General features: G+C 67.7%; 26 protein-coding genes. 7 read left to right on the top strand and 19 right to left on the bottom strand.

Annotated elements, in window-relative coordinates:
- Positions 1-61: 61 nt before the first annotated feature.
- The gene (locus FM069_RS18755) at positions 62-367 is read left to right on the top strand and encodes a hypothetical protein (RefSeq protein ID WP_143489901.1); all 306 of its coding nucleotides are present in this window, start codon (positions 62-64) and stop codon (positions 365-367) included.
- An 86-nt stretch (positions 368-453) separates the two neighbouring features.
- Here the strand turns inward: FM069_RS18755 and FM069_RS18750 are convergent, their stop codons facing one another.
- Complete coding sequence (locus FM069_RS18750; protein ID WP_143489900.1) at positions 454-1,782, bottom strand: DEAD/DEAH box helicase; 1,329 nt, start codon at positions 1,780-1,782, stop codon at positions 454-456.
- Positions 1,783-1,919: 137 nt separating this feature from the next.
- Between FM069_RS18750 and FM069_RS18745 the strand changes: the two genes are divergently transcribed.
- Positions 1,920-2,324, top strand: coding sequence for an NUDIX hydrolase (locus FM069_RS18745; RefSeq protein WP_143489899.1), 405 nt, complete (start codon positions 1,920-1,922; stop codon positions 2,322-2,324).
- A gap of 253 nt (positions 2,325-2,577) precedes the next feature.
- On the opposite strand, the gene FM069_RS18740 is transcribed toward FM069_RS18745, so the two are convergent.
- The 11 genes from FM069_RS18740 to ffh all read right to left on the bottom strand — a co-directional run bounded on the left by FM069_RS18740 (position 2,578) and on the right by ffh (position 11,885).
- Complete coding sequence (locus FM069_RS18740) at positions 2,578-2,862, bottom strand: DUF3509 domain-containing protein (RefSeq protein WP_143489898.1); 285 nt, start codon at positions 2,860-2,862, stop codon at positions 2,578-2,580.
- Between the two features lie 159 nt (positions 2,863-3,021).
- Positions 3,022-4,446, bottom strand: a complete 1,425-nt coding sequence (gene thrC, locus FM069_RS18735) for a threonine synthase (RefSeq protein ID WP_143489897.1) — start codon at positions 4,444-4,446, stop codon at positions 3,022-3,024.
- Positions 4,447-4,519: 73 nt separating this feature from the next.
- The gene (locus FM069_RS18730) at positions 4,520-5,824 is read right to left on the bottom strand and encodes a homoserine dehydrogenase (RefSeq protein WP_143489896.1); all 1,305 of its coding nucleotides are present in this window, start codon (positions 5,822-5,824) and stop codon (positions 4,520-4,522) included.
- A 122-nt stretch (positions 5,825-5,946) separates the two neighbouring features.
- Positions 5,947-6,435: a GFA family protein gene (locus tag FM069_RS18725; protein ID WP_143489895.1), complete on the bottom strand. Its 489-nt coding sequence runs from the start codon at positions 6,433-6,435 to the stop codon at positions 5,947-5,949.
- Positions 6,436-6,546: 111 nt separating this feature from the next.
- On the bottom strand, positions 6,547-7,299 hold the full coding sequence (locus FM069_RS18720; protein WP_143489894.1) for a DsbC family protein: 753 nt from the start codon (positions 7,297-7,299) through the stop codon (positions 6,547-6,549).
- A 79-nt stretch (positions 7,300-7,378) separates the two neighbouring features.
- Positions 7,379-8,275, bottom strand: coding sequence for a site-specific tyrosine recombinase XerD (gene xerD / locus FM069_RS18715; protein WP_143489945.1), 897 nt, complete (start codon positions 8,273-8,275; stop codon positions 7,379-7,381).
- Between the two features lie 126 nt (positions 8,276-8,401).
- Positions 8,402-8,752, bottom strand: coding sequence for a 50S ribosomal protein L19 (rplS, locus tag FM069_RS18710; protein ID WP_143489893.1), 351 nt, complete (start codon positions 8,750-8,752; stop codon positions 8,402-8,404).
- Between the two features lie 9 nt (positions 8,753-8,761).
- Positions 8,762-9,544 carry a tRNA (guanosine(37)-N1)-methyltransferase TrmD gene (gene trmD / locus FM069_RS18705; protein ID WP_143489892.1) on the bottom strand — a complete coding sequence of 261 codons (783 nt, stop codon included), beginning with the start codon at positions 9,542-9,544 and terminating at the stop codon, positions 8,762-8,764.
- A 4-nt stretch (positions 9,545-9,548) separates the two neighbouring features.
- A complete protein-coding gene (gene rimM, locus FM069_RS18700; protein ID WP_143489891.1) occupies positions 9,549-10,085 on the bottom strand; it encodes a ribosome maturation factor RimM in 537 nt (178 codons plus the stop codon).
- A 17-nt stretch (positions 10,086-10,102) separates the two neighbouring features.
- A complete protein-coding gene (gene rpsP, locus FM069_RS18695; RefSeq protein ID WP_143489890.1) occupies positions 10,103-10,354 on the bottom strand; it encodes a 30S ribosomal protein S16 in 252 nt (83 codons plus the stop codon).
- A 154-nt stretch (positions 10,355-10,508) separates the two neighbouring features.
- Entirely contained in the window at positions 10,509-11,885 is a 1,377-nt protein-coding gene (gene ffh / locus FM069_RS18690; RefSeq protein ID WP_143489889.1) for a signal recognition particle protein, read from the bottom strand.
- Between the two features lie 177 nt (positions 11,886-12,062).
- On the opposite strand from ffh, the gene FM069_RS18685 reads away from it, so the two are divergent.
- Together FM069_RS18685 and FM069_RS18680 are read left to right on the top strand one after the other, a co-directional pair.
- Positions 12,063-12,863, top strand: coding sequence for a cytochrome C assembly family protein (locus FM069_RS18685; protein ID WP_143489888.1), 801 nt, complete (start codon positions 12,063-12,065; stop codon positions 12,861-12,863).
- A gap of 7 nt (positions 12,864-12,870) precedes the next feature.
- Positions 12,871-13,707, top strand: coding sequence for a transporter associated domain-containing protein (locus FM069_RS18680; protein WP_143489887.1), 837 nt, complete (start codon positions 12,871-12,873; stop codon positions 13,705-13,707).
- Positions 13,708-13,805: 98 nt separating this feature from the next.
- Here FM069_RS18680 and purT read toward each other — a convergent pair whose 3' ends face one another.
- The 4 genes from purT to FM069_RS18660 all read right to left on the bottom strand — a co-directional run bounded on the left by purT (position 13,806) and on the right by FM069_RS18660 (position 16,442).
- On the bottom strand, positions 13,806-14,987 hold the full coding sequence (purT, locus tag FM069_RS18675) for a formate-dependent phosphoribosylglycinamide formyltransferase (protein ID WP_143489886.1): 1,182 nt from the start codon (positions 14,985-14,987) through the stop codon (positions 13,806-13,808).
- An 87-nt stretch (positions 14,988-15,074) separates the two neighbouring features.
- Positions 15,075-15,275 (bottom strand): DUF1289 domain-containing protein, encoded by a 201-nt coding sequence (locus FM069_RS18670; RefSeq protein WP_143489885.1) that lies wholly within the window; start codon positions 15,273-15,275, stop codon positions 15,075-15,077.
- Entirely contained in the window at positions 15,272-15,799 is a 528-nt protein-coding gene (locus FM069_RS18665) for a gamma carbonic anhydrase family protein (RefSeq protein ID WP_143489884.1), read from the bottom strand. The genes FM069_RS18670 and FM069_RS18665 overlap by 4 nt, the downstream gene beginning before the upstream one ends.
- Before the next feature lie 40 nt (positions 15,800-15,839).
- The gene (locus FM069_RS18660; RefSeq protein ID WP_143489883.1) at positions 15,840-16,442 is read right to left on the bottom strand and encodes a CoA pyrophosphatase; all 603 of its coding nucleotides are present in this window, start codon (positions 16,440-16,442) and stop codon (positions 15,840-15,842) included.
- 146 nt (positions 16,443-16,588) lie between these two features.
- Here FM069_RS18660 and FM069_RS18655 point away from each other — a divergent pair, with 146 nt between their 5' ends.
- Both FM069_RS18655 and FM069_RS18650 read left to right on the top strand, forming a co-directional pair.
- Positions 16,589-17,143, top strand: a complete 555-nt coding sequence (locus FM069_RS18655; protein WP_143489882.1) for an NUDIX hydrolase — start codon at positions 16,589-16,591, stop codon at positions 17,141-17,143.
- A gap of 38 nt (positions 17,144-17,181) precedes the next feature.
- A complete protein-coding gene (locus tag FM069_RS18650; protein ID WP_143489881.1) occupies positions 17,182-17,685 on the top strand; it encodes a L,D-transpeptidase family protein in 504 nt (167 codons plus the stop codon).
- 31 nt (positions 17,686-17,716) lie between these two features.
- Here the strand turns inward: FM069_RS18650 and FM069_RS18645 are convergent, their stop codons facing one another.
- The 3 genes from FM069_RS18645 to purL form a co-directional block, all read right to left on the bottom strand.
- Positions 17,717-18,034, bottom strand: a complete 318-nt coding sequence (locus FM069_RS18645; protein ID WP_143489880.1) for a Nif3-like dinuclear metal center hexameric protein — start codon at positions 18,032-18,034, stop codon at positions 17,717-17,719.
- 169 nt (positions 18,035-18,203) lie between these two features.
- On the bottom strand, positions 18,204-18,452 hold the full coding sequence (locus tag FM069_RS18640; RefSeq protein WP_233282084.1) for a CDGSH iron-sulfur domain-containing protein: 249 nt from the start codon (positions 18,450-18,452) through the stop codon (positions 18,204-18,206).
- Between the two features lie 38 nt (positions 18,453-18,490).
- Positions 18,491-22,387, bottom strand: a complete 3,897-nt coding sequence (gene purL / locus FM069_RS18635) for a phosphoribosylformylglycinamidine synthase (RefSeq protein ID WP_143489878.1) — start codon at positions 22,385-22,387, stop codon at positions 18,491-18,493.
- Positions 22,388-22,618: 231 nt separating this feature from the next.
- Between purL and FM069_RS18630 the strand changes: the two genes are divergently transcribed.
- The coding region (locus FM069_RS18630; protein ID WP_143489877.1) for a transporter substrate-binding domain-containing protein at positions 22,619-23,042 on the top strand (424 nt) is incomplete at its 3' end.

Here is a 23,042-nt window from a genome sequence, read left to right as displayed (position 1 = left end):
ACTTTCCCGCGGCCGTGGCCATCAACTGGATATCACCGTGTAGCGCCTCAAGGAGCCGATCATGAAGACCCTCTACGCCCTGGGCACCGCCCTCGCCCTGCTCGCGCCGCTGTCGGCGTTCGCCACCTGCACCCCGGATGAAGCCGAGGCCAAGGCCAAGCAACTGGCCGCCAAGGTCAAGGAAGTCACCGAGCAGAACCCGCAGAAGGCCAAGGAGATCAACGAAGAGCTGAACAAGATGCCGGTGAAGAGCACTGCCGAGTCGCTCCCCGATGACTGCGCCGCCTACGACCGTCGCCTGAAGGAGCTGGACGAAGCGGACCGCAGGGCCGATCCGGCGCCTGCCAAGAGCAGCAAGAGCCCATGACCCGCTGACGCCTCTCAGCGGAAACGAAAAGGCCGCCCCTCGGGGCGGCCTTTTTCATGGGGATGCGAGCGCCATGGGCGCGTGCCTCACTCCTCGCGGGTACGCCGCTTGAGCGGCGCCAGCCCATCCTGGCTGACCAGGGGCGCCGGCGCATCGCCCTTGGGGCGGCGGGCCGTCGGCTTGCGCTTGGCGGCCGGCTTGGCCTTGTCGGTTTTCTTGTCGAGCTTTTTCTTCTTGGTCCCGGCCGCCTTGCCGGAGGCCTTGACCTTCTTCGGCCCGCTGTAGCTGCCCTTGAGCTCCTTGATTACGCGCCGCTCGAACTGCTGCTTCAGGTAGCGCTCGACGCTGGACATCAGGTTCCAGTCGGTGTGGCAGATCAGCGAGACCGCCAGGCCCTCGGCGCCGGCGCGGCCGGTGCGGCCCACCCGGTGCACGTAGTCATCGCCGGAGCGCGGCATGTCGAAGTTGATCACCAGGTCCAGCCCCTCCACGTCCAGGCCACGGGCGGCAACGTCGGTGGCCACCAGGATCTTCACCGCGCCCTGGCGCAGGCGCTCGATGGCCAGCTTGCGGTCCTTCTGGTCCTTCTCGCCGTGCAGGACGAACACCTTGAACTCGCGGGCGATCAGCAGGCCGCTCAGGCGCTCCGCCTGGGCCCGGGTGTTGGTGAAGACGATGGCCTTGCGGTAGGTCTCGTTGGCCAGCAGCCACGCCACCAGGCGTTCCTTGTGGGCGGTGTCGTCGGCCGTGATGATCTGCTGGCGGACGCCCTCGCTCAGCTCGCCCACGGCGTTCAGGCGCAGGTGCAGGGGATCGCGCAGCACCTGGGCGACCATCTCCCGCAGCGCGGCGCCACCGCTGGTAGCGGAGAACAGCAGGGTCTGCCGGCGCTTGTCGCAGCAGCCGATGATGCGCTGGACGTCGTCCGAGAAGCCCATGTCCAGCATGCGGTCGGCCTCGTCGAGGACCAGCACTTCCACCTCCGACAGGTCGAGCTTGCCGCCGTCCAGGTGCTCGATCAGCCGGCCCGGGGTGGCGATGAGGATGTCCGGCACCTTGCGCAGCACCGCCGCCTGGACCTTGAAGTCCTCGCCGCCGGTCACCAGCGACGACTTGATGAAGGTGAACTGGGAGAAGCGCTCCACTTCCTTGAGGGTCTGCTGGGCCAGTTCCCGGGTCGGCAGCAGGATCAGCGCGCGGATGCGCACCCGCGGCTGCGGGTCGCCCATCAGGCCGTTGAGCAGCGGCAGGAGGAAAGCGGCGGTCTTGCCGCTGCCGGTCTGTGCGATCACCCGCAGGTCGCGGCCTTCCAGCGCCGGCGGGATGGCCGCCACCTGCACGGGGGTGGGTTCGTCGAAATTCAGTTCGGCGACGGCCTTGAGCAGGCGTTCGTGCAGGGCGAATTGGGCAAACACGGGGCTACCTCGATGGAAAGCGGAGAAAACAGCCGCATAGGGTACCGGTTGTCGCCGCACAACGCCCGTACCGCATGACGACCGCCCCTGGGTTATCCTCGCCGCCGCCCCGATCCGGGGTATGTCCGGAGCCGTCCATGCCTGTCCAGTTGTCCATCGCCGCCGCCTGCCTGCGGGACGCCCAAGGTCGCCTGTTGCTGGTACGCAAGCGTGGCACCCGTTTCTTCATGCTGCCCGGCGGCAAGCGCGAACCCGGCGAGACGTCCCTGGCCGCACTGACCCGCGAGCTGTGGGAGGAACTGGAGCTGCGCCTGCCCCCCGAGGCCTTGACGCCTCTGGGCCGCTTCCAGGCCCGGGCGGCCAACGAGGCCGATACCTGGATCGACGCCGACCTCTATACGGCGCGCCTCGACGACGCGGTGACGCCGCAGGCGGAACTGGAGGCGCTGCACTGGTGGCATCCGGGCACCCCGGCGGACGTACCGCTGGCGCCATTGCTGAAGGACGAGATCCTTCGCCAGCGGCTACGGGACGACCTCTAGGCGAGGCGTGCCGGCGGAAGTCGATCGGGAAGACATTTTTCCAGAAGCGGAAAAAAATAAACCCCGAGCCCTGGGGAGGGAGGCTCGGGGTTAAACACCCGGCTCAGAGAGCCAGGCCGGCGCGTGGGGTCACCATAGGAGCGGAATGGTATGACGCGCCGTAAAGATACTGACCGCCCCGAACCCATCATGTTCCCCAATGAAAAAAGCCCCGACGGGCGGGGCTCTTTTCGATTCACGACTTGCGTGACGCTCAACAGGCGGCATAGACCTGCTGCTGGCTGCGGGCAAGGGCGGCAGCGGCCACCATCGGGTCGATGCGGTTCCGGCTCACCAGCAGGTCACGGCGCAGGCCATCCACCACGTCGGTGAGCAGCGTACGGTCGTTCAGCTCGAACGCCCGCACCAGGCGCTTCGCCACGGCCTCTCCGGACTCGTTCCGCAGCGTAATCAGCCGTGCGCCATCGGGACCGGGAAGTCCCAGGGACACCTCGTAGGGTGCCAGGGCATCAACCAGCAATTGAATCGTGCTGTCCATGTCGATCACCTGTAGAAGAGTGGTAGGTTCATCACTGACTCCGGTTCATAGCCCGAAGTTCTATGAACTCTTACCGTAATTCTGCGTAAGCCACAAGCGAGAAGGCCGGCTCCCTCACGGCGAGCCGGCCTTTTTCCATTCAACGCGCGGTGGGGCGTGTCAGAGCGGCTTGCCGCGGTTGCCATGCTGGGCGACGAAGGCCTGCACCGCTTCCAGGCTGTTGGGCAGCACGGTGCAGCGCTCGTCCCGCTGCAACAGGTCGGTCAGGTGGGCGGGCAGATCCAGGGCGCGGCCGACGCCGGCCTGGCGCACCGCGTCGGGGAATTTCACCGGGTGGGCCGTGCCGAGGATGACCATGGGCGTGGCGCCATGGCGACGGCAGGCCCGCGCGGCGCGCACGCCGATGGCGGTGTGGGGGTCGAGGACCTCGCCGCAGTCGCGGTACACCTCGGCGATGGTCTCGCAGGTCTCCTGGTCGGTCACCGCCAGGGAATCGAACAGCCGGCGCGACTCGGTCCAGCGCGCTTCCTCGACGCTGAAGCCGCCGCCCTGGCGGAAGGTGTCCATCAGCCCGGCGATGGCGGCCCCGCTGCGGCCGTGCAGGTCGAACAGCAGGCGCTCGAAGTTGGACGAGACCATGATGTCCATGGACGGCGACAGGGTCGGGTGCAGGGTTTCCTTGACGTAGCGGTTGCCGCTCATGAAGCGGTGCAGGATGTCGTTGCGGTTGGTGGCGACGATCAGCTGGTTGATCGGCAGCCCCATGTTGCGCGCCAGGTAGCCGGCGAAGATGTCGCCGAAGTTACCGGTGGGCACCGAGAACGCCACGGAGCGCGCCGGCGCGCCGAGCTGCAGCGCCGCATGGAAGTAATAGACAATCTGGGCCATGATCCGCGCCCAGTTGATGGAGTTCACCGCCACCAGGCGGGTGCCCTTGAGGAACGACTGGTCGGCAAAGCTGGCCTTGACCATCTCCTGGCAGTCGTCGAAGTTGCCCTCGATGGCGATGTTGTGGATGTTGTCGCCGAACACCGAGGTCATCTGCCGGCGCTGGACCTCGGACACCCGCTGGTGCGGGTGGAGGATGAAGATGTCCACGTTGTCGCAGCGGCGGCAGCCTTCGATGGCGGCCGAGCCGGTATCGCCGGAGGTGGCGCCGATGATCACCACCCGCTCGCCACGCTTGGCCAGCACGTGGTCCAGCAGGCGGCCCAGCAGCTGCAGGGCGAAGTCTTTGAAGGCCAGGGTCGGGCCGTGGAACAGCTCCATCACCCACTCGTTGCCGCCTAGCTGGCGCAGTGGCGCCACCGCAGAGTGGGCGAACACGCCCTGGGGACCGGTGGCGTAGGTTTCCTCCAGGATGCGGCGGAAATCGGCGTCGGCGATGCTGCCGGCGACGAAGGGCCGCATCACCCGGAAGGCCAGTTCCGGGTACGACAGGCCGGCCCAGGAGCCGATTTCCTCCAGGGTGAAGCGGGGCAGGCTTTCCGGCACGTAGAGGCCGCCGTCGCTGGCCAGGCCGGCGAGCAGCACGTCTTCGAAATTCAGGGCGGGGGCTTGGCCGCGGGTACTGATGTAGCGCATCTTCAAAAACCTTCGCGTTGGGTGGCGAACCGTGAGGGCCGTGACGGCCGGTGAGTCGCGGCGGGTCGGCCGGTCAATTCAGTTGTTCGACGCGGATCCGCACCACCTTGCCGGACACCCCTTCCAGGCTTTCCAGGGCGGAGATGGCGTCGTCGATGCGCGCTTCCACCACGCGGTGAGTGACCAGGATCATCGGCACCAGGCCGTCGTGCTCCTCGACCTCCTTCTGCATGATCGACTCGATGTTGATGCCGCGCTCCGAGAGGATGGTGGCCACCTGGGCCAGCACACCCGGGTGATCCTTGGCCTGGATACGCAGGTAGTAGGCGCTCTCGCAGGCGTCGATGGGCAGGATCGGGTGATCCGACAGCGAGTCGGGCTGGAACGCCAGGTGCGGCACGCGGTTCTCCGGGTCCGAGGTCATAGCCCGCACCACGTCCACCAGGTCCGCCACCACCGCCGAAGCAGTGGGCTCCATGCCGGCGCCGGAGCCGTAGAACAGGGTGCTGCCCACGGCATCGCCATGCACCATCACCGCATTCATCACCCCATTGACGTTGGCGATCAGGCGGTCGGCAGGGATCAGGGTGGGGTGTACCCGCAGCTCGAAGCCGCTGGCGGTGCGGCGTGCCACGCCCAAGTGCTTGATCCGGTAGCCCAGGGCCTCGGCATAGCCGACGTCGGCGCTGGTGAGGCGGCTGATGCCCTCGGTATAGGCCTTGTCGAATTGCAGCGGGATGCCGAAGGCGATGGAGGCGAGGATGGTCAGCTTGTGGGCGGCGTCGATGCCTTCGACGTCGAAGGTCGGGTCAGCCTCGGCGTAGCCCAGGGCCTGGGCTTCCTGCAGCACGTCGGCGAAGGCGCGGCCTTTCTCGCGCATCTCGCTGAGGATGAAGTTGCCGGTGCCGTTGATGATGCCCGCCAGCCAGTCGATGCGGTTGGCGGCAAGGCCCTCGCGGATCGCCTTGATCACCGGGATGCCGCCGGCCACCGCTGCCTCGAAGGCGACGATCACCCCCTTGGCCCGGGCGCGGGCGAAGATCTCGTTGCCGTGCACGGCGATCAGCGCCTTGTTGGCGGTCACCACGTGCTTGCCATTGTCGATGGCCTTGAGCACCAGGTCGCGGGCCAGGGTGTAGCCGCCGATCAACTCGACGACGATGTCGATCTCGGGGTTGTCCGCCAGGGCGAAAATGTCGGCGGTGAGGGGGGTTTCGCCGGTTTCGCACTTCGGGTTGGGACGACGGGCAGCGATCTGGGCCACTTCGATCTCGCGGCCGGCACGGCGGGCGATTTCCTCGGCGTTTCGCTTGAGTACATTGAAGGTGCCGCCCCCGACGGTCCCCAACCCACAGATGCCTACTTTGACCGGATTCACGCTGCGCTCCCCATTACTGCAGACGGTCGGCGATCCGACCAAGGAAAAGGAGCCGAACATTACGAAGCGTCCGGTCTTTAGTCAAATGGCGCGGACCGGGCGCGACCTGCGATGGACGGGGTTCAGCGACCGTCCAGGCCGAGGCGGGCGTGCCAGTCGGCCAGGGACTCCTCGGGATATTCGGCGAAGCACTGGTCGCGGGGACCCTTCTGCAGCTCCACCCAGGCGGGCTTGGCGTCCAGCATCAGGTGGGTGTGCTCAGGCGGCACCGGCAGTGGCGTGTCAATGGCCGACGCGTGGGGGTGCACCAGGTCCGGCCAGTTGGAATCCCACAGCCACAGGGCGCTGCCGCAGGTCTTGCAGAAGTGCCGGTGACCGGAGCTAAGGGTGGTGCCCCCTTCGGCATTCTCCAAGCGCGCCCGGTAGACCGCGACGTGCTCGCGCCCCTGGATCTTCAGGGTCCGGTTGTCGCCGCCCAGGTTGATGGCGTAGCCACCGGCGCCCGCCGTCTTGCGACAGATGGAGCAATAGCAGCGCATGAAGGGATAGGGCTGGGCGGATTCCAGGGAAAACCGCACGGCGCGGCAATGGCAGGACCCTTCGAGTTTCATGGCATCTCCTCCGGTGGACCGGGGCGAACCCGTTACCTGTTCGAGCCGGAGCGACCCGGAGGGTTGCCAGGAAAGCCGCGGCAGGACGCCGCGGCCGATGAGCGGTCAGGCTCAGTTGGCCTGGGTGGCCGCCTTGCTGGCCGCCAGGGCGATCTTCGCCAGGTCGGGGGCCGGCTGGTAGCCGGGGATCAACTGGCCGTCGGCCAGCACGACCGCGGGGGTGCCGTTGACGCCGATGGACTGGCCGAGCTGGTACTCGCGCGCCACCGGGTTGTCGCATTGGGCCGGCGGAATGTCCTCGCGGTTCTTCGCCTTGTTCATGGCCGCCTGGCGATCCTTGGAGCACCAGACGCTGACCAGGGTGTTGTAGCCGTGTGAACCGATGCCCTGGCGCGGGAACGCCACGTAACGCACCTCGACGCCTTCGCGGTTCAGCTCGGCGACTTCGCTGTGCAGCTTTTGGCAATAACCACAGTCGGTGTCGGTGAACACGGTGATGTGGGTCTTGGGATTCTTCGGCGCAAACACCACCATGTCGCTGGTGGGAATGCTGCCGATCGCCTTGGCAATGCCCTTGCTTTCCGCCTTCTGGGTGAGGTTCACCGCCTCGCCGTTTTCCACATGGAACAGCATGCCTTGCATGACGTACTGGCCATCGCCACTGGCATAGAGGACGCGGCCACCCTTGAGGTGCACCTGGAACACGCCGTTGAGCGGGCTCTCGGAAACGGCCTCGATGGGCAGATCGGGCTGGATGGACGTGAGAGTCTGCCGGATCGCTTTGTCGGGATCGCTAGCAGCGGCCTGGACGAAAGCGGCGGCGAGGGTGAACGCCGCGCCGGTCAAGATTCGGGAAACGCGCATGAGGCACTCCTGTCTGGAATGGGAAAAGCCTACCACAGATCGCCGGCGCGCCGTCCGGGCCCGCTGCCGAGCGGCATCATCAGCCGCGCGGGTGATGCTGGGCGTGCAGGTCCTGCAGGCGGGCCCGGGCGATATGGGTGTAGATCTGCGTGGTAGAAAGGTCGCTGTGGCCCAACAGCATCTGCACCACCCGCAGGTCAGCGCCGTGGTTGAGCAGGTGGGTGGCGAAGGCATGCCGCAGGGTATGGGGCGACAGCGCCTTGGCGATGCCGGCCACCTTCGCGTGAAGCTTGATCCGATGCCAGAAGGTCTGGCGGGTCATCTGTTCGCCCCGCAGGCTGGGGAACAGCACGTCGCTGGGCTTGCCCGCCAGCAACAGCGGACGCGCTTCCCGCTGATAGCGCTCCAGCCAGGCGATGGCCTCTTCCCCCAGCGGCACCAGGCGCTCCTTGTCACCCTTGCCGGTCACCCGCACCACGCCCTGGCGCAGGTTGACCTGCTCCAGGGTCAGGCCCACCAGCTCGCTGACCCGCAGCCCGCAGGCATAGAGCACTTCCAGCATCGCGCGGTCCCGCAGGCCCAGGGGGTCGTCCACCTCGGGCGCAGCCAGCAGGCTTTCCACATCCTGCTCGGACAGCGACTTGGGCAGGGGACGGCCGAGTTGCGGCATCTCTACCTGCAAGGTGGGGTCGACCATTACCAGGCGCTCCCGCAGCAGGAACCGGTAAAAGCCCCGCAGGCCGGAGAGAAACCGTGCCGTGGAGCGCGCCTTGTAGCCCTCGCCCAGGCGCCAGGCCAGGTAGTTGAGGATCGGCTCGCGCCCGGCGTGCTCGAGTTCCAGGCCACGTTGGTGCAGCCAGGCATGGTAATGCCCGAGGTCGCTGTGATAGGCCGCCCGGGTATGCGCCGACAGGCCTTTCTCCAGCCAGAGGGCATCGAGGTAGCGGTCGATCAGCGGATGGTCGAGTACGGCCATTGGCATCGGCAACGGGTCGAGTGGGTGACGATCAGCGCCCGTCTTGGGCGACGCGGACATACGGAGGGTACGCCAGAAACGAAAAGAGCAGCCCGAGGGCTGCTCCGTTCGAACGGAAGACCGGCCTCAGGCCAGTTTTTCCTTGATGCGCGCAGCCTTGCCGGACAGGTTGCGGAGGTAGTAAAGCTTGGCCTTGCGCACGTCGCCGCGGCGCTTGACGCTGATGCTGTCGACCAGCGGGGAGTAGGTCTGGAAGGTACGCTCGACGCCCACGCCGCTGGAGATCTTGCGCACGGTGAACGCGCTGTTCAGGCCGCGATTACGCTTGCCGATGACCACGCCTTCGAAGGCCTGCAGGCGGGAACGGTCGCCTTCCTTCACTTTCACCTGTACGACCACGGTGTCGCCGGGGGCGAACGCCGGGATCTCTTTGCTCATTTGTTCAGCTTCGAGTTGCTGAATGATCTTGTTGGTCATGCTGTGCTCCTAAGACGAACCGGGTTCGCCATCGATACGTTGACTATCGTCCCGCTGGCGGAGGTACTCCGTCAGCAGCTTCTGTTCTTCTCCAGAAAGCGAGCGGCAATCCAGAAGATCGGCGCGTCGTTCGTAGGTCCGTCCGAGGGACTGCTGCAAACGCCAGCGCCGGATGTGTTCGTGGTTGCCGCTGAGCAGCACCGGTGGAACACCTTTACCCTCATACACCTCGGGTCGGGTGTAATGAGGGCAGTCGAGCAGGCCGTCGGTAAACGAATCCTCCTCGGCGGAATCCGCATGGCCCAGCGCGCCGGGCAACAGGCGGGTCACCGCGTCGATCAGCACCATCGCCGGCAGCTCACCGCCGGACAACACGTAATCGCCGATCGACCATTCCTCGTCGACGTGCGCCTCGATGAAGCGCTCGTCGATGCCTTCGTAGCGACCGGCGATGAGGATCAACGCCTCCTCGTTCGCCAGGTCGCGCACGGCCGCCTGCCGAAGCGGGCGGCCTTGGGGCGACAGGTAGATCACCTTCGCCCCCTCCCCGGCCGATTGCCTGGCAGCAGCCAGGGCACGTTCCAGGGGCTGAATCTTCATCACCATGCCGGGGCCGCCGCCGAAGGGCCGGTCATCCACGGTCTGGTGACGGTCTTCGGTGAAGGTCCGGGGATTCCAGCAGGTCAACTGCAACAACCCCTGCTTCATCGCCCGGCTGGTGATGCCGTACTCGCCGATGGCGGCGAACATCTCCGGAAAGATGCTGATGACGTCGACCCGCATGGCGCACATGGACTCAGAAATCCACGTCCCAGTCGACCCGCATCTCGCCGGCCGCCAGGTCCACCGAACGCACGCACTGCTCCGTGTAGGGCAGCAGGCGCTCGCGATCGTCCAGGCTGCCGGTGCACGGTTTGACGACGATGACGTCGTTGGCGCCGGTTTCCAGCAGGTGGTCGATGACGCCGAACAACCGGCCCTCCAGATCGATGACCCTCAGGCCTTCGAGCTGGTACCAGTAGTATTCGTCGTCGTCCAATACGGGCAGTTCACTGCGCGGCACGCAGATGTCGTAGCCGGCGTAGGTGCGGGCGATCTCGCGATCGTCCAGCCCCTTGAGCTTGGCCACCAGGACCTTGCCCTGCAGGCGTCCCGAGACCAGCTCGGCCTGCCGGCTCTCGCCCTCGCGCCGAAGCGTCCAGTGGCGATACTCCAGCAGGTTGTCCAGCGGATCGGTGAAGGAGTAGACCTTCACTTCACCCCGTATGCCATGCACCGACGTGATCGTGCCGAGAACAATGAGGTCATCGGCAGGCGCCGGGAGCGTGGTCATGTCGGTTGGGAGCGTGCTCAGGCAGCAGCCTTGGCCGCTTCCTTCAGCAGTTGAGCGACGCGCTCGGACGGCTGGGCGCCCTGGCTCAGCCAGTAGTTGGCGCGTTCCTGGTCCACGGAGAGCTTCACTTCAGCGCCAGTGGCGATCGGGTTGAAGAAACCGATACGCTCCACGAAACGACCGTCGCGCGCATTGCGGCTGTTGGTCACGGTCAGGTGGTAGAAGGGGCGCTTCTTGGAGCCGCCACGGGCAAGACGGATGGTTACCATTGAACTTCGTTCCTGTAGTCGGTGCTTTGCAAAACGAGATTGCAGGCTGGGCCATGGGCCCGAAAGGCCGCATATTCTAAGGGTTATCCGGCGGTTTGCAAATGCCTTTTTAGCCGGCGCTCTCAACGGTAGCGGCCCGGGCGGGCCGCGCCGCTCACAGCTTGGGCATGCCGCCGCCGGGGAGCATGCCGCCCAGGCCGCGCATCATCTTCGCCATGCCGCCCTTGGCGGTGAATTTCTTCATCATCTTCTGCATCTGCTTGTGCTGCTTGATGAGCTTGCCCACGTCCTGGACCTGGGTGCCCGAGCCCAGGGCGATGCGCCGCTTGCGCGAGCCGCTGATGATGTCCGGGTCGCGGCGCTCCGCCGGGGTCATGGAGTCGATGATCGCCTCCATCTGCTTGAACTGCTTCTCCGCGACGTTCTGGGCGTTGCCCATCTGCCCCAGGTTGAGGCCGCCGAGCATCGGCAGCTTGTCCATGAGGCCGCCGAGGCCGCCCATGTTCTTCATCTGCTGCAACTGGTCGCGGAAGTCTTCCAGGTCGAAGCCCTTGCCCTTCTTCAGCTTCTTGGTGAGCTTCTCGGCCTTCTCGCGATCCAGGTTCTGCTCGGCCTGCTCGATCAGGCTGAGCACGTCGCCCATGCCGAGGATGCGCGACGCGATGCGGTCCGGGTGGAACGGGTCGAGCGCCTCGCTCTTCTCGCCCATGCCGAGGAACTTGATCGGCTTGCCGGTGATGGCCCGCACCGACAGCGCCGCGCCGCCACGGGCGTCGCCGTCCACCTTGGTCAGCACCACGCCGGTCAGGGGCAATGCGTCATTGAAGGCCTTGGCGGTGTTGGCGGCGTCCTGACCGGTCATGGCGTCCACCACGAACAGGGTCTCCACCGGGCGGATCGCGCCGTGGACGGCCTTGATCTCGTCCATCATCTCGGCGTCGACGTGCAAGCGACCGGCGGTATCGACGATGACCACGTCGATGAACTTGAGCTTGGCCTCGCGGATCGCCGCCTCGGCGATGGCCACCGGCTTCTGGCTCAGGTCGGAGGGGAAGAAAGTCACCCCGACTTCCCCGGCGAGGGTTTCCAGCTGCTTGATGGCCGCCGGGCGGTAGACGTCGGCGGACACCACCATCACCGTCTTCTTCTTGCGCTCCTTGAGGAAGCGCGCCAGCTTGCCGGCGGTGGTGGTCTTGCCCGCGCCCTGCAGGCCGGCCATCAGGATCACCGCGGGCGGCGCCGCGTTCAGCGCCAGGTCCTCGTTGGCCGCGCCCATCAACTCTTCCAGCTCGGCGCGCACCACCTTCACGAACGCCTGGCCCGGGGTCAGGCTCTTGGACACCTCGGTGCCCACCGCCCGCTCCTTGACCTTGTTGACGAAGTCCTTGACCACCGGCAGCGCGACGTCCGCCTCCAGCAAGGCCATGCGGACCTCGCGCAGGGTGTCCTTGATGTTCTCCTCGCTCAGCTTGGCCTTGCCGGTGACGTGGCGCAGCGTCTGCGAGAGGCGGTCTGTGAGGTTTTCGAACATGCGCGTTCCTTGGAAACGTGGAGGCGGAGGCCGTGGCGACGGCGAGCGCGCCCGGGCAATGCGACAGGCCGCGGATTATATAGAAGAGTTCAACGCCTCGACACCGCCCGCGGTCTTTCGTGGGCGGCCGGTTCTGTGCCACACTCGCGCTCTTTCGGGCTTGCCTTACAAGGATTTATGCACCCCCTGCTGCCCAGCCTGGTGGCCTCCGCCCTGTACGCCGGCGCCACTTTCTACCAAGGCCTTCGCCTGGCCAGACACGAAAAGCCGAACAAACCCCTGCTCGCGCTGCTCATCGCCGTGGCGCTGCTGTTCCACGGCAGCAGCCTGTTCATGCAGCTGCATGCGGCGCCGGGCCTGTCCCTCGACTTCTTCAACGCCGCCAGCCTGATCGCCTTCGCGGTCATCCTGCTGACCCTGCTGGCCTGCCTGCGCATTCCGGTGGAAAACTTGCTGCTGGTGCTGCTGCCCCTGGGCCTGCTGACGGTACTCTTGGCGCAGTTCCTGCCGTCCGGCACGGTCAGCCCGATCGACGAGGCGCCGGGCATTCTCGCCCACATCCTGCTGTCGATCCTCGCCTACGGCCTGCTGACCATGGCGGTGTTCCAGTCGCTGCTGCTGCTGATGCAGGACTACCAGCTCAAGCACAAGCACCCGTCCGGGCTGATCCGCAACTTCCCGCCGCTGCAGACCATGGAGAGCCTGCTGTTTGGCTTCCTCTGGGCCGGCTGGGCGCTGCTGTCGCTGTCCTTGGTGTCCGGCTGGCTGTTCGTCGAGAACCTGTTCGCCCAGCACCTGGCCCACAAGACCATCCTGTCCTGCTTCGCCTGGGTGGTGTTCGGCGTGCTGCTGTGGGGACGCCACCGCCTGGGCTGGCGCGGCCACAAGGCGATCCGCTGGACCCTGGCCGGCTTCTGCCTGCTGATGCTGGCGTATTTCGGCAGCAAGCTGGTCCGCGAATTCATCCTGCACGTCTGAACGCCCCATGAACGGTTTCGGTTTTCTTCCCGGCCTGCTGCTCGGTTTGTCGGTCGCCCTGATCCTGGCCCTGCTGCTGGTGTACCTGAGCCACCGGCGGCGTACGCCCGTGGCCGCTGACGCCGCGGTGCCGACCGCCGACGACCCGCTGCGCGTGCTCGAGCACCTGACGGTCAGCGAGGTGATGGTGCCTCGCGGGCAGATCCAGGGGCTGGACCTGAACGGCACGCCGGCGCAGATGATCGAGCAACTGGGCCGCACGCCCCACAGCCGGCTGCCGCTGTACCGGGGCGACGTCAATCAGGTCCAGGGGGTGATTCACGTACGGCAGATCGCCCGTCTGCTGGGGGAAGGCACGTTCGAGGCGGATACCCTGCTGGCCGCCAGCCGCGAGCCGTATTTCGTGCCCCAGAGCACCAGCCTCGACAAGCAGCTGCGCCAGTTCCAGAAGCAGCAACGCCGGCTCGCCCTGGTGGTGGACGAGTACGGCGAACTGGTGGGCCTGGTCAGCCTGGAGGACATCCTCCAGCAACTGATCGGCAACTTCGCCAGCCTGGAGACCCCCTTCCCCCAGGGCATCCAGGCGCTGGGGGACGGCAGCTTCCGCATCAGCGGCAACGTGCTGATCCGCGAACTCAACCAGCGCCTGTCCTGGCAGTTGCCCAGCGAAGGGCCGAAGACCCTCAACGGCCTGATCACCGAGGCCCTGGAGAGCCTGCCGGAAAGCGGCGTGTGCCTGAAGATCGGGCCGTATCGCCTGGAGGTCCAGGAGATCGCCCACAACCGGGTGGAGCAGGTGAAGCTGTGGAACGCCGGCTTCACCGCCGAGCGCTGGGCGCGCTAGCCCGGACACGCCTTCCGCCCACCCGACGGTCAATCACCGCTTTCGAACAAGCCCGCCAGGAGTATCCCTGCGGGCTCGGCTCGTGCCAGGCCTCTCGCTTACAGCCGGACCTGTACCGCAGCCGCCGCCCGCACAGCCTTGTCCCGGGCCGCTTGCACGGACTCATCGCGCGCCAGGGCCACGCCCATGCGCCGCTGCCCGCTGACCTCGGGCTTGCCGAACAGGCGCAGCGCGGTGTCCGGCTCGGCCAGGGCCGCGCCCAGGTTGCCGTAGCTCACCTGGGTGGACTCCCCTTCCACCAGGATCACCGCCGAGGCCGACGGCCCGCACTGGCGGATCGCCGGGATCGGCAGGCCGAGAATCGCCCGGGCGTGCAGGGCGAATTCCGACAGGTCCTGGGAGACCAGGGTCACCAGACCGGTGTCGTGGGGCCGCGGCGACACCTCGCTGAACCACACCTGGTCACCCTTGACGAACAGTTCCACGCCGAACAGCCCGCGCCCACCCAGGGCCTCGGTGACCGCCCGGGCGACACGCTCGGACTCGGCCAGGGCCGCCGGGCTCATGGCCTGGGGCTGCCAGGATTCGTGGTAATCGCCTTTCACCTGACGGTGGCCGATGGGCGCGCAGAAGGTGGTGCCACCGGCATGGCGCACCGTCAGCAGGGTGATCTCGTAGTCGAAGTCGATGAACCCCTCGACGATCACCCGTCCCTTGCCAGCGCGCCCGCCCTCCTGGGCGTAATCCCAGGCGGCCTGCAGGTCGGCGTCGGACCGGAGCACGCTCTGGCCCTTGCCGGAGGAACTCATGATCGGCTTCACCACGCAGGGGTAACCGACCGCGGCGACCCCGGCGCGGTACTCCTCCAGGCTGTCGGCGAAGCGGTAGGGCGACGTGGGCAGGCCCAGCTCCTCGGCGGCCAGCCGGCGGATGCCCTCGCGGTTCATGGTCAACTGGGCGGCGCGGGCGGTGGGCACCACGGTGTAGCCCTCGGCTTCCAGCTCCACCAGGGTCGCGGTGGCGATGGCCTCGATCTCCGGGACGATGAAGTGGGGCCGCTCGCGCTCGATCACCGCTCGCAACGCCTCGCCGTCCAGCATGCTGATGACGTGGCTGCGGTGGGCCACCTGCATGGCCGGCGCATCGGCATACCGGTCGACCGCGATCACTTCCACGCCCAGGCGCTGCAGTTCGATCGCCACTTCCTTGCCGAGCTCGCCGGAGCCGCAAAGCAGGACACGGGTCGCGCTGGGCGAAAGCGGGGTTCCGATACGTGGCATCGCTGACATTCCTCAATCCGGGTGAACGAGCGGCCGAGGCCGCGAGGGGAGGCCCGCGACGCGGGCCGGGAAAGGCTGGCGGGTCGCTCAGGGCGAATCGCCGAAATAGGCGCCCTTGGCCCGCCCGCGCGCGGCGCAGCGGACCAGCACCTGGCGGCGCTCGGCGTCATCCATCCGGCCCCAGCGGACGATCTCGTCCATGGAGCGCTGGCAGCCGATGCAGATGTCCTCGTCGTCCAGGGCGCAGATGTGCACGCAGGGCGACGGGACCCGCGGCGGCGCGCTCATCCGTCCTGCTGCTCCACCAGGTCCCGGGCGTAGCGCCGGGCGTTCTGCACATAGTGGGCGGCGCTGGCTTCGAGCATCTTCTTCTGCGCCGCATCCAGCTCCCGCACCACCCGGCCGGGCGAGCCCACCACCAGGCTGCCATCGGGGATGACCTTGCCCTCGGGAATCAGCGCGTTGGCGCCGATGATGCAGTGCTTGCCGATGCGGGCGCCGTTGAGCACCACGGCGTTGATGCCGATCAGGCTGTAGTCGTCGACGCTGCAGCCGTGCAGCATGGCGTTGTGGCCGATGGTCACGCCGCGGCCGATGGTCAGGGGCGAGCCGGGGTCGGTGTGCATCACCGTCCCGTCCTGCACGTTGCTGTTCTCGCCGATCAGGATCAGCTCGTTGTCGCCGCGCAGCACGGCGCCGAACCAGACGCTGGAGCCGGCCTCCAGGCGCACCTTGCCGATCAGAGTGGCGCCGGGGGCGACCCAGCTGCCGGGATGGGTGTCGACGCGGTCGTTGCCCAGGACGTATTTCATCAGGCGTTCCTCTGCGGGACTCGGGCCGGCGGGTGCCGGCTCAGCTCAGGGTGAGATAGGTGGCCGGCGGCGTGTGCAGGTCGATGCCGGCGTCGAAGACCAGGTTGACCAGTTCCACCACCATGATCGCGGTGAGGCCCCAGATCTTGAATTCGCCGAAGCGGTAGCTGGGCACGTACCAGCTCTGCCCCAGGTAGTCGATGCGGTGGGTGGTTTCCCGGGGGTCGCGGCAGAAGAATGTCAGGGGCACCGAGAACACCGCGGCGATCTCGGCGTCGTTGGGGCGGTACTCGACGAAGTCCGGCACGAAGCCCACGTAGGGCGTGACCTTGATGCCGTGGCGCGACACCAGCGTGCTCAGGGGGCCGATCACCTCCACCAGGCCGGGCGGCAGGCCGATTTCCTCGTCCGCCTCGCGCAGGGCGGTATGCACCAGGTCGCGGTCCTCGGGGTCGCGGCGCCCGCCGGGGAACGCCACCTCGCCGCCGTGGGTGGACAGGCCGCTGGCGCGCAGGGTGAGCACCAGCTCCGGCTCGTCGCTGCGGGTGACCGGCACCAGGACGGCGGCTTCCGGGAATACCCGGTCGGTTTCCAGCAGGCGGGGAGTATGGCTCTGCACGCGCCGCAGCAACTCGTCCAGCATCGGGGGCCTCGATTTGGGTTCTGCCGGGCATCATGGCACGAACGCGCCAGCGGCCCAAGCCCCGCCACCGCGCGCCCGGATGCCCGCCCGCGCTTGCCGGGGACGGTGACTGCCGCCAAGATGGCCGCAGCCTTCGAGGAGTCCCGATGAAATTCTGCAACCAGTGCGGCAGCCCCGTGTGCCAGCGCATCCCCAGCGGGGACAACCGCCTGCGCTACGTCTGCGACGGCTGCCAGGCGATCCACTACCAGAACCCGCGGGTGGTGGCCGGCTGCCTGCCGGTGTGGCAAGGCCGGGTGCTGCTCTGCCGGCGCGCCATCGAACCGCGCCGCGGCTACTGGACCCTGCCCGCCGGTTTCATGGAGAACGGCGAGACCCTGGCCCAGGCCGCCGCCCGGGAAACCCTGGAGGAAGCCGGCGCCCCGGTGAAGGACCTGGCGCTCTACATGCTCTTCGACCTGCCCCACATCGACCAGGTGTACCTGTTCTTCCGTGCCGAGCTGGCCGACGGGACCTATGCGGTGGGCGAGGAAAGCCTGGAGGTGAGGCTGTTCGACGAACAGGAGATCCCCTGGTCAGAGCTGGCTTTCCCCACCGTGGGGCGTACCTTAGAATGCTTCTTCGCCGACCGCCGGACCCAGGTCTTCCCGGTTCGCAACGAGCCCCTGGCGCCGTTGGCGGCCGCTCTCGACAAACCCTGACCGCGCCGCGGTCGCGATCCCCCTGGGAATTCTCTTCGATGCGCTGGTTGTTCGCCCTCTTCTGCCTGGCCGCGGCGGCCTTTACTCATGCCGACACTGCTGCCCGGGTGGAAGGCAAGCCGGTGGACAAGGTGCTGGTGCTCAAGGGCGAGCACAAACTGCACCTGCTCAATCGCGGCGAGCTGGTGAAGAGCTACCGCATCTCCCTGGGCAAGCAGCCGAAGGGGCCGAAGGTCCGCGAGGGGGATCAGCGCACGCCGGAAGGCTTCTACTGGATCGACTGGCGCAAGCCCAGCTCCCGCTACAACCTGGCCATGCACATTTCCTACCCCAACGCCCGCGACATCGCCGAGGCGAAGGCGCGCAACGTCAAGCCGGGCGGGATGATCCTGATCCACGGGACCCCGCTGAGCGCGGAATACCCGGAATGGTACTTCCACACCCTGGACTGGACCGAGGGCTGCATCGCCATGACCAACAGCGACATGCGCGAAGTGTGGAACCTGGTGAAGGACGGCACGATGATCGAGATCCGCCCCTGAGGCGCCGCATCTCGCTCAGAACAGGATCTCGCTAGAACTGCAGATCGGACAGCCGCCAGACGTCGAAGGCCGGTGTCTCGTAGGGGTGGCTGGCCTTCAGCGCCTTGACCGCCGCGTGGATCAGCTCGTCGGCCACCACCATCTCCACCTTCCATTCCGCCACCCGCTCCAAGGTATCGGTTTCCCCCAGATAGGGCTTGCTGCCTTCCAGGGGACGGAACTGGCCCTGGCCCAGCACCTGCCAGGCGCACTGGTCATAGGCGCCGATCCGCCCCGCCCCGGCGGCGAAGACCGCGCGCTTGACCGCTTCGAGATGGGTTTCGGGAACGAAGAAACACAGCTTGTACATCGGAGCCTCCGGAGACAGACGCGAGGATGGGATGCGGCGACCAGATGCGCCAGGCATTGATGGCATTATGCCTTCAACCACAAGGACTTGCTCACGCGCCCAGTGAATTCGACCGGCTACCCATCGCGCTGTTCGGCGACGTACGGCTGGGATTGGCGTAAGCCTCCCGCTATCCCTCGCCGTAGAGAAAGCGTCGCCAGCGCGCCCGCAGCGAGGGCGTGGGCGGGACATGGCTGCCGTCGCACCACGGCAATTGCCGGGAACCGCCGCAGCGGCACAGCAGCAGCAGGCGCTCCCGGGCCACCGTGACCCGCAGGCCCGCGCCACAGGTGGCCGGGCAATCGGGGGAATAGGGAGACCGCCGGCAGGTGCACAAGTGCAGCGCCTCGCCGGGCCTGACCCGGCGAGCTTCCGGCAACGGCGGCGCCTCCTTGCGGGGATCGCCGCCCGCCTCCATCAGTCCACCCAGACCCGGGCGTTGCGGAACATCCGCAGCCAGCCGCCGTCTTCCTGCCAGTCATCCGGGCGCCAGGAGTTCTGCACGGCGCGGAACACCCGCTCCGGGTGCGGCATCATGATGGTCACGCGGCCGTCGCGGCTGCTCAGGCCGGTGATGCCCCGGGGCGAGCCGTTGGGGTTGGCCGGATAGCGCTCGCTGACCTTGCCGTGGTTGTCGACGAAGCGCAGCGCCACGCAGCCGGAGAGGTCGGCTTCCAGCAGGGCTTCCTCGGACTCGAACTCGGCGTGGCCCTCGCCGTGGGCGATGGCGATGGGCAGCCGCGAACCGGCCATGCCGCGCAGGAAGATCGACGGCGACTCCTGCACCTGGACCATGGCCACCCGCGCCTCGAACTGCTCCGAGCGGTTGCGCACGAAGTGCGGCCAGGCTTCGCTGCCCGGCACCAGTTCATGGAGGTTGGACATCATCTGGCAACCGTTGCAGACGCCCAGGGCGAAGCTGTCCTTGCGCTCGAAGAACGCCTGGAAGGCATCCCGCGCCCGGGCGTTGAACAGGATCGACTTGGCCCAGCCCTCGCCGGCACCCAGCACATCGCCATAGGAGAAGCCGCCGCAGGCCACCAGGCCCTTGAAGTCCGCCAGGTCCACGCGACCGGCGAGCACGTCGCTCATGTGCACGTCCACCGCGGCGAAGCCGGCGCGGTCGAAGGCCGCGGCCATTTCCACCTGGCCGTTGACGCCCTGCTCCCGCAGGATCGCCACCGACGGCCGCACGCCCTTCTTGATGTAGGGCGCGGCGACGTCCTGGTTCACGTCGTAGGCCAGTTTCACCGAGAGCCCCGGGTTGTCCTCGTCCAGCAGGGCGTCGAATTCCTGCTCGGCGCACTCGGCGTTGTCCCGCAGGCGCTGGATGCGGTAGCTGGTTTCGCTCCACTGGCGCTGCAGCAGCCGCCGCTGGCCGACGAACACCTGCTCGCCGTCGAAGCGGATGGCGACGTCGGCGCCGTTCACCGGCTGGCCGATCACCGCGACGCAATCGTCCAGGCCGGCGGCGCTGAACTGGGCCAGAACCTCGGGAGTGGCGTCCTGGCGCACCTGGATCACCGCCCCCAGCTCTTCGTTGAACAGCACGCTCGCCAGCTCCGACCGGTCGTCGGCCAGGGGGTCCAGGGCCAGGTCCAGGCCGCAGTGGCCGGCGAAGGCCATTTCCAGCACGGTGGTCAGCAGGCCGCCGTCGGAGCGGTCGTGGTAGGCCAGCAGGTGGCCGTCGGCGTTCAGCCCCTGAATCACCGCGAAGAACGCCTTGAGGTCCTCGGCATCGTCCACGTCCGGGCCCTGGCGGCCGATCTTGCCGTGAACCTGGGCCAGGATCGAGCCGCCCAGGCGGTTCTGCCCGCGGCCCAGGTCGATCAGGATCAGGTCGGTCTCGCCTTTGTCCAGGCGCAGCTGCGGGGTCAGCGTGCCGCGGATGTCGCTCACCGGCGCGAAGCCGGTGACGATCAGGGACAGCGGCGCGGTGACGCTCTTGTCCGCGCCGTCTTCCTGCCAGCGGGTCTTCATGGACATGGAGTCCTTGCCCACCGGGATGGCGATGCCCAGGGCCGGGCACAGCTCCATGCCCACCGCGTGCACGGTGTCGTAGAGCCGTGCGTCCTCGCCCGGGTGGCCGGCGGCGGCCATCCAGTTGGCGGACAGCTTGATGTCGCCCAGTTGCTCGATGCGCGCCGCCGCCAAGTTGGTGAGGGTCTCGCCAATGGCCATGCGCCCGGAGGCCGGCGCGTCCAGCAGGGCCAGCGGGGTGCGCTCGCCCATGGCCATGGCCTCGCCGGTGTGGACGTCGAAGCTGGTGGCGGTCACCGCGCAGTCGGCCACCGGCACCTGCCACGGGCCGACCATCTGGTCGCGGGCCACCAGACCGGTGATGGTGCGGTCGCCGATGGTGATGAGGAAGCTCTTGCTGGCCACCGCCGGGTGACGCAGCACGCGCTCGACCGACTCGGCCAGGTCCAGGCCGGTGCCGTCGAAATCATCGCCCAGGGCCGCCTCGCGACCGGCGCTGCGGTGCATGCGCGGGGCCTTGCCCAGCAGCACCTCCAGGGGCATGTCCACGGCGTCGTTGCCGAAGTGCGTGTCGGCCACGGTCAGGCGGCGCTCCTCGATGGCCTCGCCGACCACCGCGAAGGGGCAGCGTTCGCGCTCGCAGATGGCCTTGAAGCGCTCGAAGTCGGCGGCGGCCACCGACAGCACGTAGCGCTCCTGGGATTCGTTGCACCAGATTTCCAGCGGGCTCATGCCCGGCTCGTCATTGGGCACGTTGCGCAGTTCGAAGCGGCCGCCGCGGCCGCCGTCGTTGATCAGTTCCGGCAGGGCGTTGGAGAGGCCGCCGGCGCCGACGTCGTGGATGAACGTGATGGGGTTGTCGGCGCCCAGCTGCCAGCAGCGGTCGATGACCTCCTGGCAGCGCCGTTCCATTTCCGGGTTGTCCCGCTGCACCGAGGCGAAGTCCAGGTCGGCGGAGCTGGCGCCGGTGTCCATGGAGGATGCCGCGCCGCCGCCGAGGCCGATGAGCATGGCCGGGCCACCCAGCACGATGAGCTTGGCGCCCACCGGGATGTCCGCCTTCTGCACGTGCTCCTCGCGGATGTTGCCCATGCCGCCGGCGAGCATGATCGGCTTGTGGTAGCCGCGCACTTCCTCGCCGCGGGGCGTGTCGATGGCCTGCTCGAAGGTACGGAAGTAGCCGGTCAGGGCCGGGCGACCGAATTCGTTGTTGAACGCGGCGCCGCCCAGCGGGCCCTCGATCATGATGTCGAGAGCGGTGACGATACGCTCGGGCTTGCCATAGGGCTTCTCCCAGGGCTGCTGGAAGCCGGGGATGTTCAGGTTGGAGACGGTGAAGCCGGTCAGCCCGGCCTTGGGCTTGGCACCGCGGCCGGTGGCGCCCTCGTCGCGGATCTCGCCACCGGAACCGGTGGAAGCGCCGGGGAACGGGGCGATGGCCGTGGGGTGGTTGTGGGTCTCCACCTTCATCAGGATGTGCACCGGCTCCTCGACGGCGCCGTAGCGGCGCGACTCGGGGTCGGGGAAGAAACGCCCGGCACGGTGGCCGACGATCACCGCGGCGTTGTCCTTGTAGGCGCTGAGCACCCCCTCGCCGTGCAGGGCGTGGGTGTTCTTGATCATGCCGAACAGCGACTTCTCCTGGCTCTCGCCGTCGATGTCCCAGCTGGCGTTGAAGATCTTGTGCCGGCAGTGCTCGGAGTTGGCCTGGGCGAACATCATCAGCTCGATGTCGTGGGGGTTGCGCCCCAGCTCGCCGAAGCTCTTCACCAGGTAGTCGATCTCGTCGTCGGCCAGCGCCAGCCCCAGCGCCACGTTGGCCTGCTCCAGGGCAGCGCGCCCGCCCCCCAGCACGTCCACCGCGGTCAGCGGCCGCGGCTCGGCGTGGCTGAACAGCGCGGAAGCATCCTCCAGGCGCGGCAGCACCCGCTGGGTCATGCGGTCGTGCAGCAGCGCGGCGACCTCGCCGGCCTCGGCTTCGCTCAGGGTCCCCTCGACGTAGTAGGCGATGCCCCGCTCCAGGCGCCGGATGCCGTCCAGACCGCAGTTGCGGGCGATGTCGGTGGCCTTGCTCGACCAGGGCGAAATGGTGCCGAAACGCGGCACGCAGAGGAACAGGCGGCCGCTCGGCTCGCGCACCGGCACGCTCGGCCCGTATTCCAGCAGGCGTTCCAGTACCTGCCGTTGGTCATCGCCGAGGGTCCCGGCGACGTCGGCGAAGTGCGCGAACTCGGCGTAGAGGCCGGTCACGGCCGGCACGCGGGCGGTCAGGAGTTCGAGCAGTTTGCCGTGGCGGAAAGCGGAAAGAGCAGGAGCGCCGCGCAGGATAAGCATCGGGGAACAGCCTCGGAGGGGGTGCGTTGGGGCCGTGCATTCTAGCCTATCGGGGCTGATCGCCCAAGGCTGCGGCGGGCCCGGCCCGAGGTGGCGAACCGGCGGCTCTTCGCGGGTTTCCTGGGCCCTTCGGCGGCGATCCCACGCCGATCCGGAAACCCCATCCGCCTAGCAGAGCGCCCCGCCGCTGTCCAGATATGGCGCCCTCGCCGCTTTGCGTATACTGCGCCGATGCCCAACCCCTCCGCGTTCCGTTTCCGTCGCGCCGTCTGGCCGCTGGCCCTCGGGCTGCTCATGGCCCTTGCCGGCTGCGAGGAGAAACAGCAGCCCACGACCCTGGAGCGGGTCAAGGAAGCCGGCGTGCTGCGGGTCGTGACCCGCAACAGCCCGGCCACCTATTTCCAGGACCGCAACGGCGAGACCGGCTTCGAGTACGAGCTGGTGAAGCGGTTCGCCGAGGACCTGGGGGTGAAGCTGCAGGTGGAGACCGCGGACAACCTGGACGACCTCTACGCCCGCCTGAACCAGCCCAACGGCCCGGTGCTGGCGGCCGCCGGCCTGGTGGCCAGCGATGCCCGCAAGGTCCAGGCGCGCTTCTCCCACTCCTACCTGGACGTCACCCCGCAGATCGTCTACCGCGACGGCGCCCCCCGCC

The organism is Pseudomonas mangiferae (assembly GCF_007109405.1).
Taxonomy (GTDB): domain Bacteria; phylum Pseudomonadota; class Gammaproteobacteria; order Pseudomonadales; family Pseudomonadaceae; genus Pseudomonas_T; species Pseudomonas_T mangiferae.
This window is presented reverse-complemented; position numbering and strand designations above follow the sequence as displayed.

Excerpts from the sequence above, each read along its gene's own strand:
- FM069_RS18660 (WP_143489883.1), bottom strand. The coding sequence starts at position 16,442 with ATGCTGGACGAGTTGCTGCGGCGCGTGCAGAGCCATACTCCCCGCCTG.
- rplS (WP_143489893.1), bottom strand. The coding sequence starts at position 8,752 with ATGACCAACAAGATCATTCAGCAACTCGAAGCTGAACAAATGAGCAAA.
- FM069_RS18650 (WP_143489881.1), top strand. The coding sequence starts at position 17,182 with ATGCGCTGGTTGTTCGCCCTCTTCTGCCTGGCCGCGGCGGCCTTTACT.
- FM069_RS18685 (WP_143489888.1), top strand. The coding sequence starts at position 12,063 with ATGCACCCCCTGCTGCCCAGCCTGGTGGCCTCCGCCCTGTACGCCGGC.
- FM069_RS18745 (WP_143489899.1), top strand. The coding sequence starts at position 1,920 with ATGCCTGTCCAGTTGTCCATCGCCGCCGCCTGCCTGCGGGACGCCCAA.
- FM069_RS18645 (WP_143489880.1), bottom strand. The coding sequence starts at position 18,034 with ATGTACAAGCTGTGTTTCTTCGTTCCCGAAACCCATCTCGAAGCGGTC.
- FM069_RS18755 (WP_143489901.1), top strand. The coding sequence starts at position 62 with ATGAAGACCCTCTACGCCCTGGGCACCGCCCTCGCCCTGCTCGCGCCG.
- FM069_RS18725 (WP_143489895.1), bottom strand. The coding sequence starts at position 6,435 with ATGAAACTCGAAGGGTCCTGCCATTGCCGCGCCGTGCGGTTTTCCCTG.
- thrC (WP_143489897.1), bottom strand. The coding sequence starts at position 4,446 with ATGCGCTACATCAGTACCCGCGGCCAAGCCCCCGCCCTGAATTTCGAA.
- FM069_RS18720 (WP_143489894.1), bottom strand. The coding sequence starts at position 7,299 with ATGCGCGTTTCCCGAATCTTGACCGGCGCGGCGTTCACCCTCGCCGCC.
- purL (WP_143489878.1), bottom strand. The coding sequence starts at position 22,387 with ATGCTTATCCTGCGCGGCGCTCCTGCTCTTTCCGCTTTCCGCCACGGC.
- ffh (WP_143489889.1), bottom strand. The coding sequence starts at position 11,885 with ATGTTCGAAAACCTCACAGACCGCCTCTCGCAGACGCTGCGCCACGTC.
- rimM (WP_143489891.1), bottom strand. The coding sequence starts at position 10,085 with ATGACCACGCTCCCGGCGCCTGCCGATGACCTCATTGTTCTCGGCACG.
- FM069_RS18680 (WP_143489887.1), top strand. The coding sequence starts at position 12,871 with ATGAACGGTTTCGGTTTTCTTCCCGGCCTGCTGCTCGGTTTGTCGGTC.
- FM069_RS18670 (WP_143489885.1), bottom strand. The coding sequence starts at position 15,275 with ATGAGCGCGCCGCCGCGGGTCCCGTCGCCCTGCGTGCACATCTGCGCC.
- FM069_RS18740 (WP_143489898.1), bottom strand. The coding sequence starts at position 2,862 with ATGGACAGCACGATTCAATTGCTGGTTGATGCCCTGGCACCCTACGAG.
- xerD (WP_143489945.1), bottom strand. The coding sequence starts at position 8,275 with ATGGCCGTACTCGACCATCCGCTGATCGACCGCTACCTCGATGCCCTC.
- purT (WP_143489886.1), bottom strand. The coding sequence starts at position 14,987 with ATGCCACGTATCGGAACCCCGCTTTCGCCCAGCGCGACCCGTGTCCTG.
- FM069_RS18655 (WP_143489882.1), top strand. The coding sequence starts at position 16,589 with ATGAAATTCTGCAACCAGTGCGGCAGCCCCGTGTGCCAGCGCATCCCC.
- trmD (WP_143489892.1), bottom strand. The coding sequence starts at position 9,544 with ATGTGCGCCATGCGGGTCGACGTCATCAGCATCTTTCCGGAGATGTTC.
- FM069_RS18665 (WP_143489884.1), bottom strand. The coding sequence starts at position 15,799 with ATGAAATACGTCCTGGGCAACGACCGCGTCGACACCCATCCCGGCAGC.
- rpsP (WP_143489890.1), bottom strand. The coding sequence starts at position 10,354 with ATGGTAACCATCCGTCTTGCCCGTGGCGGCTCCAAGAAGCGCCCCTTC.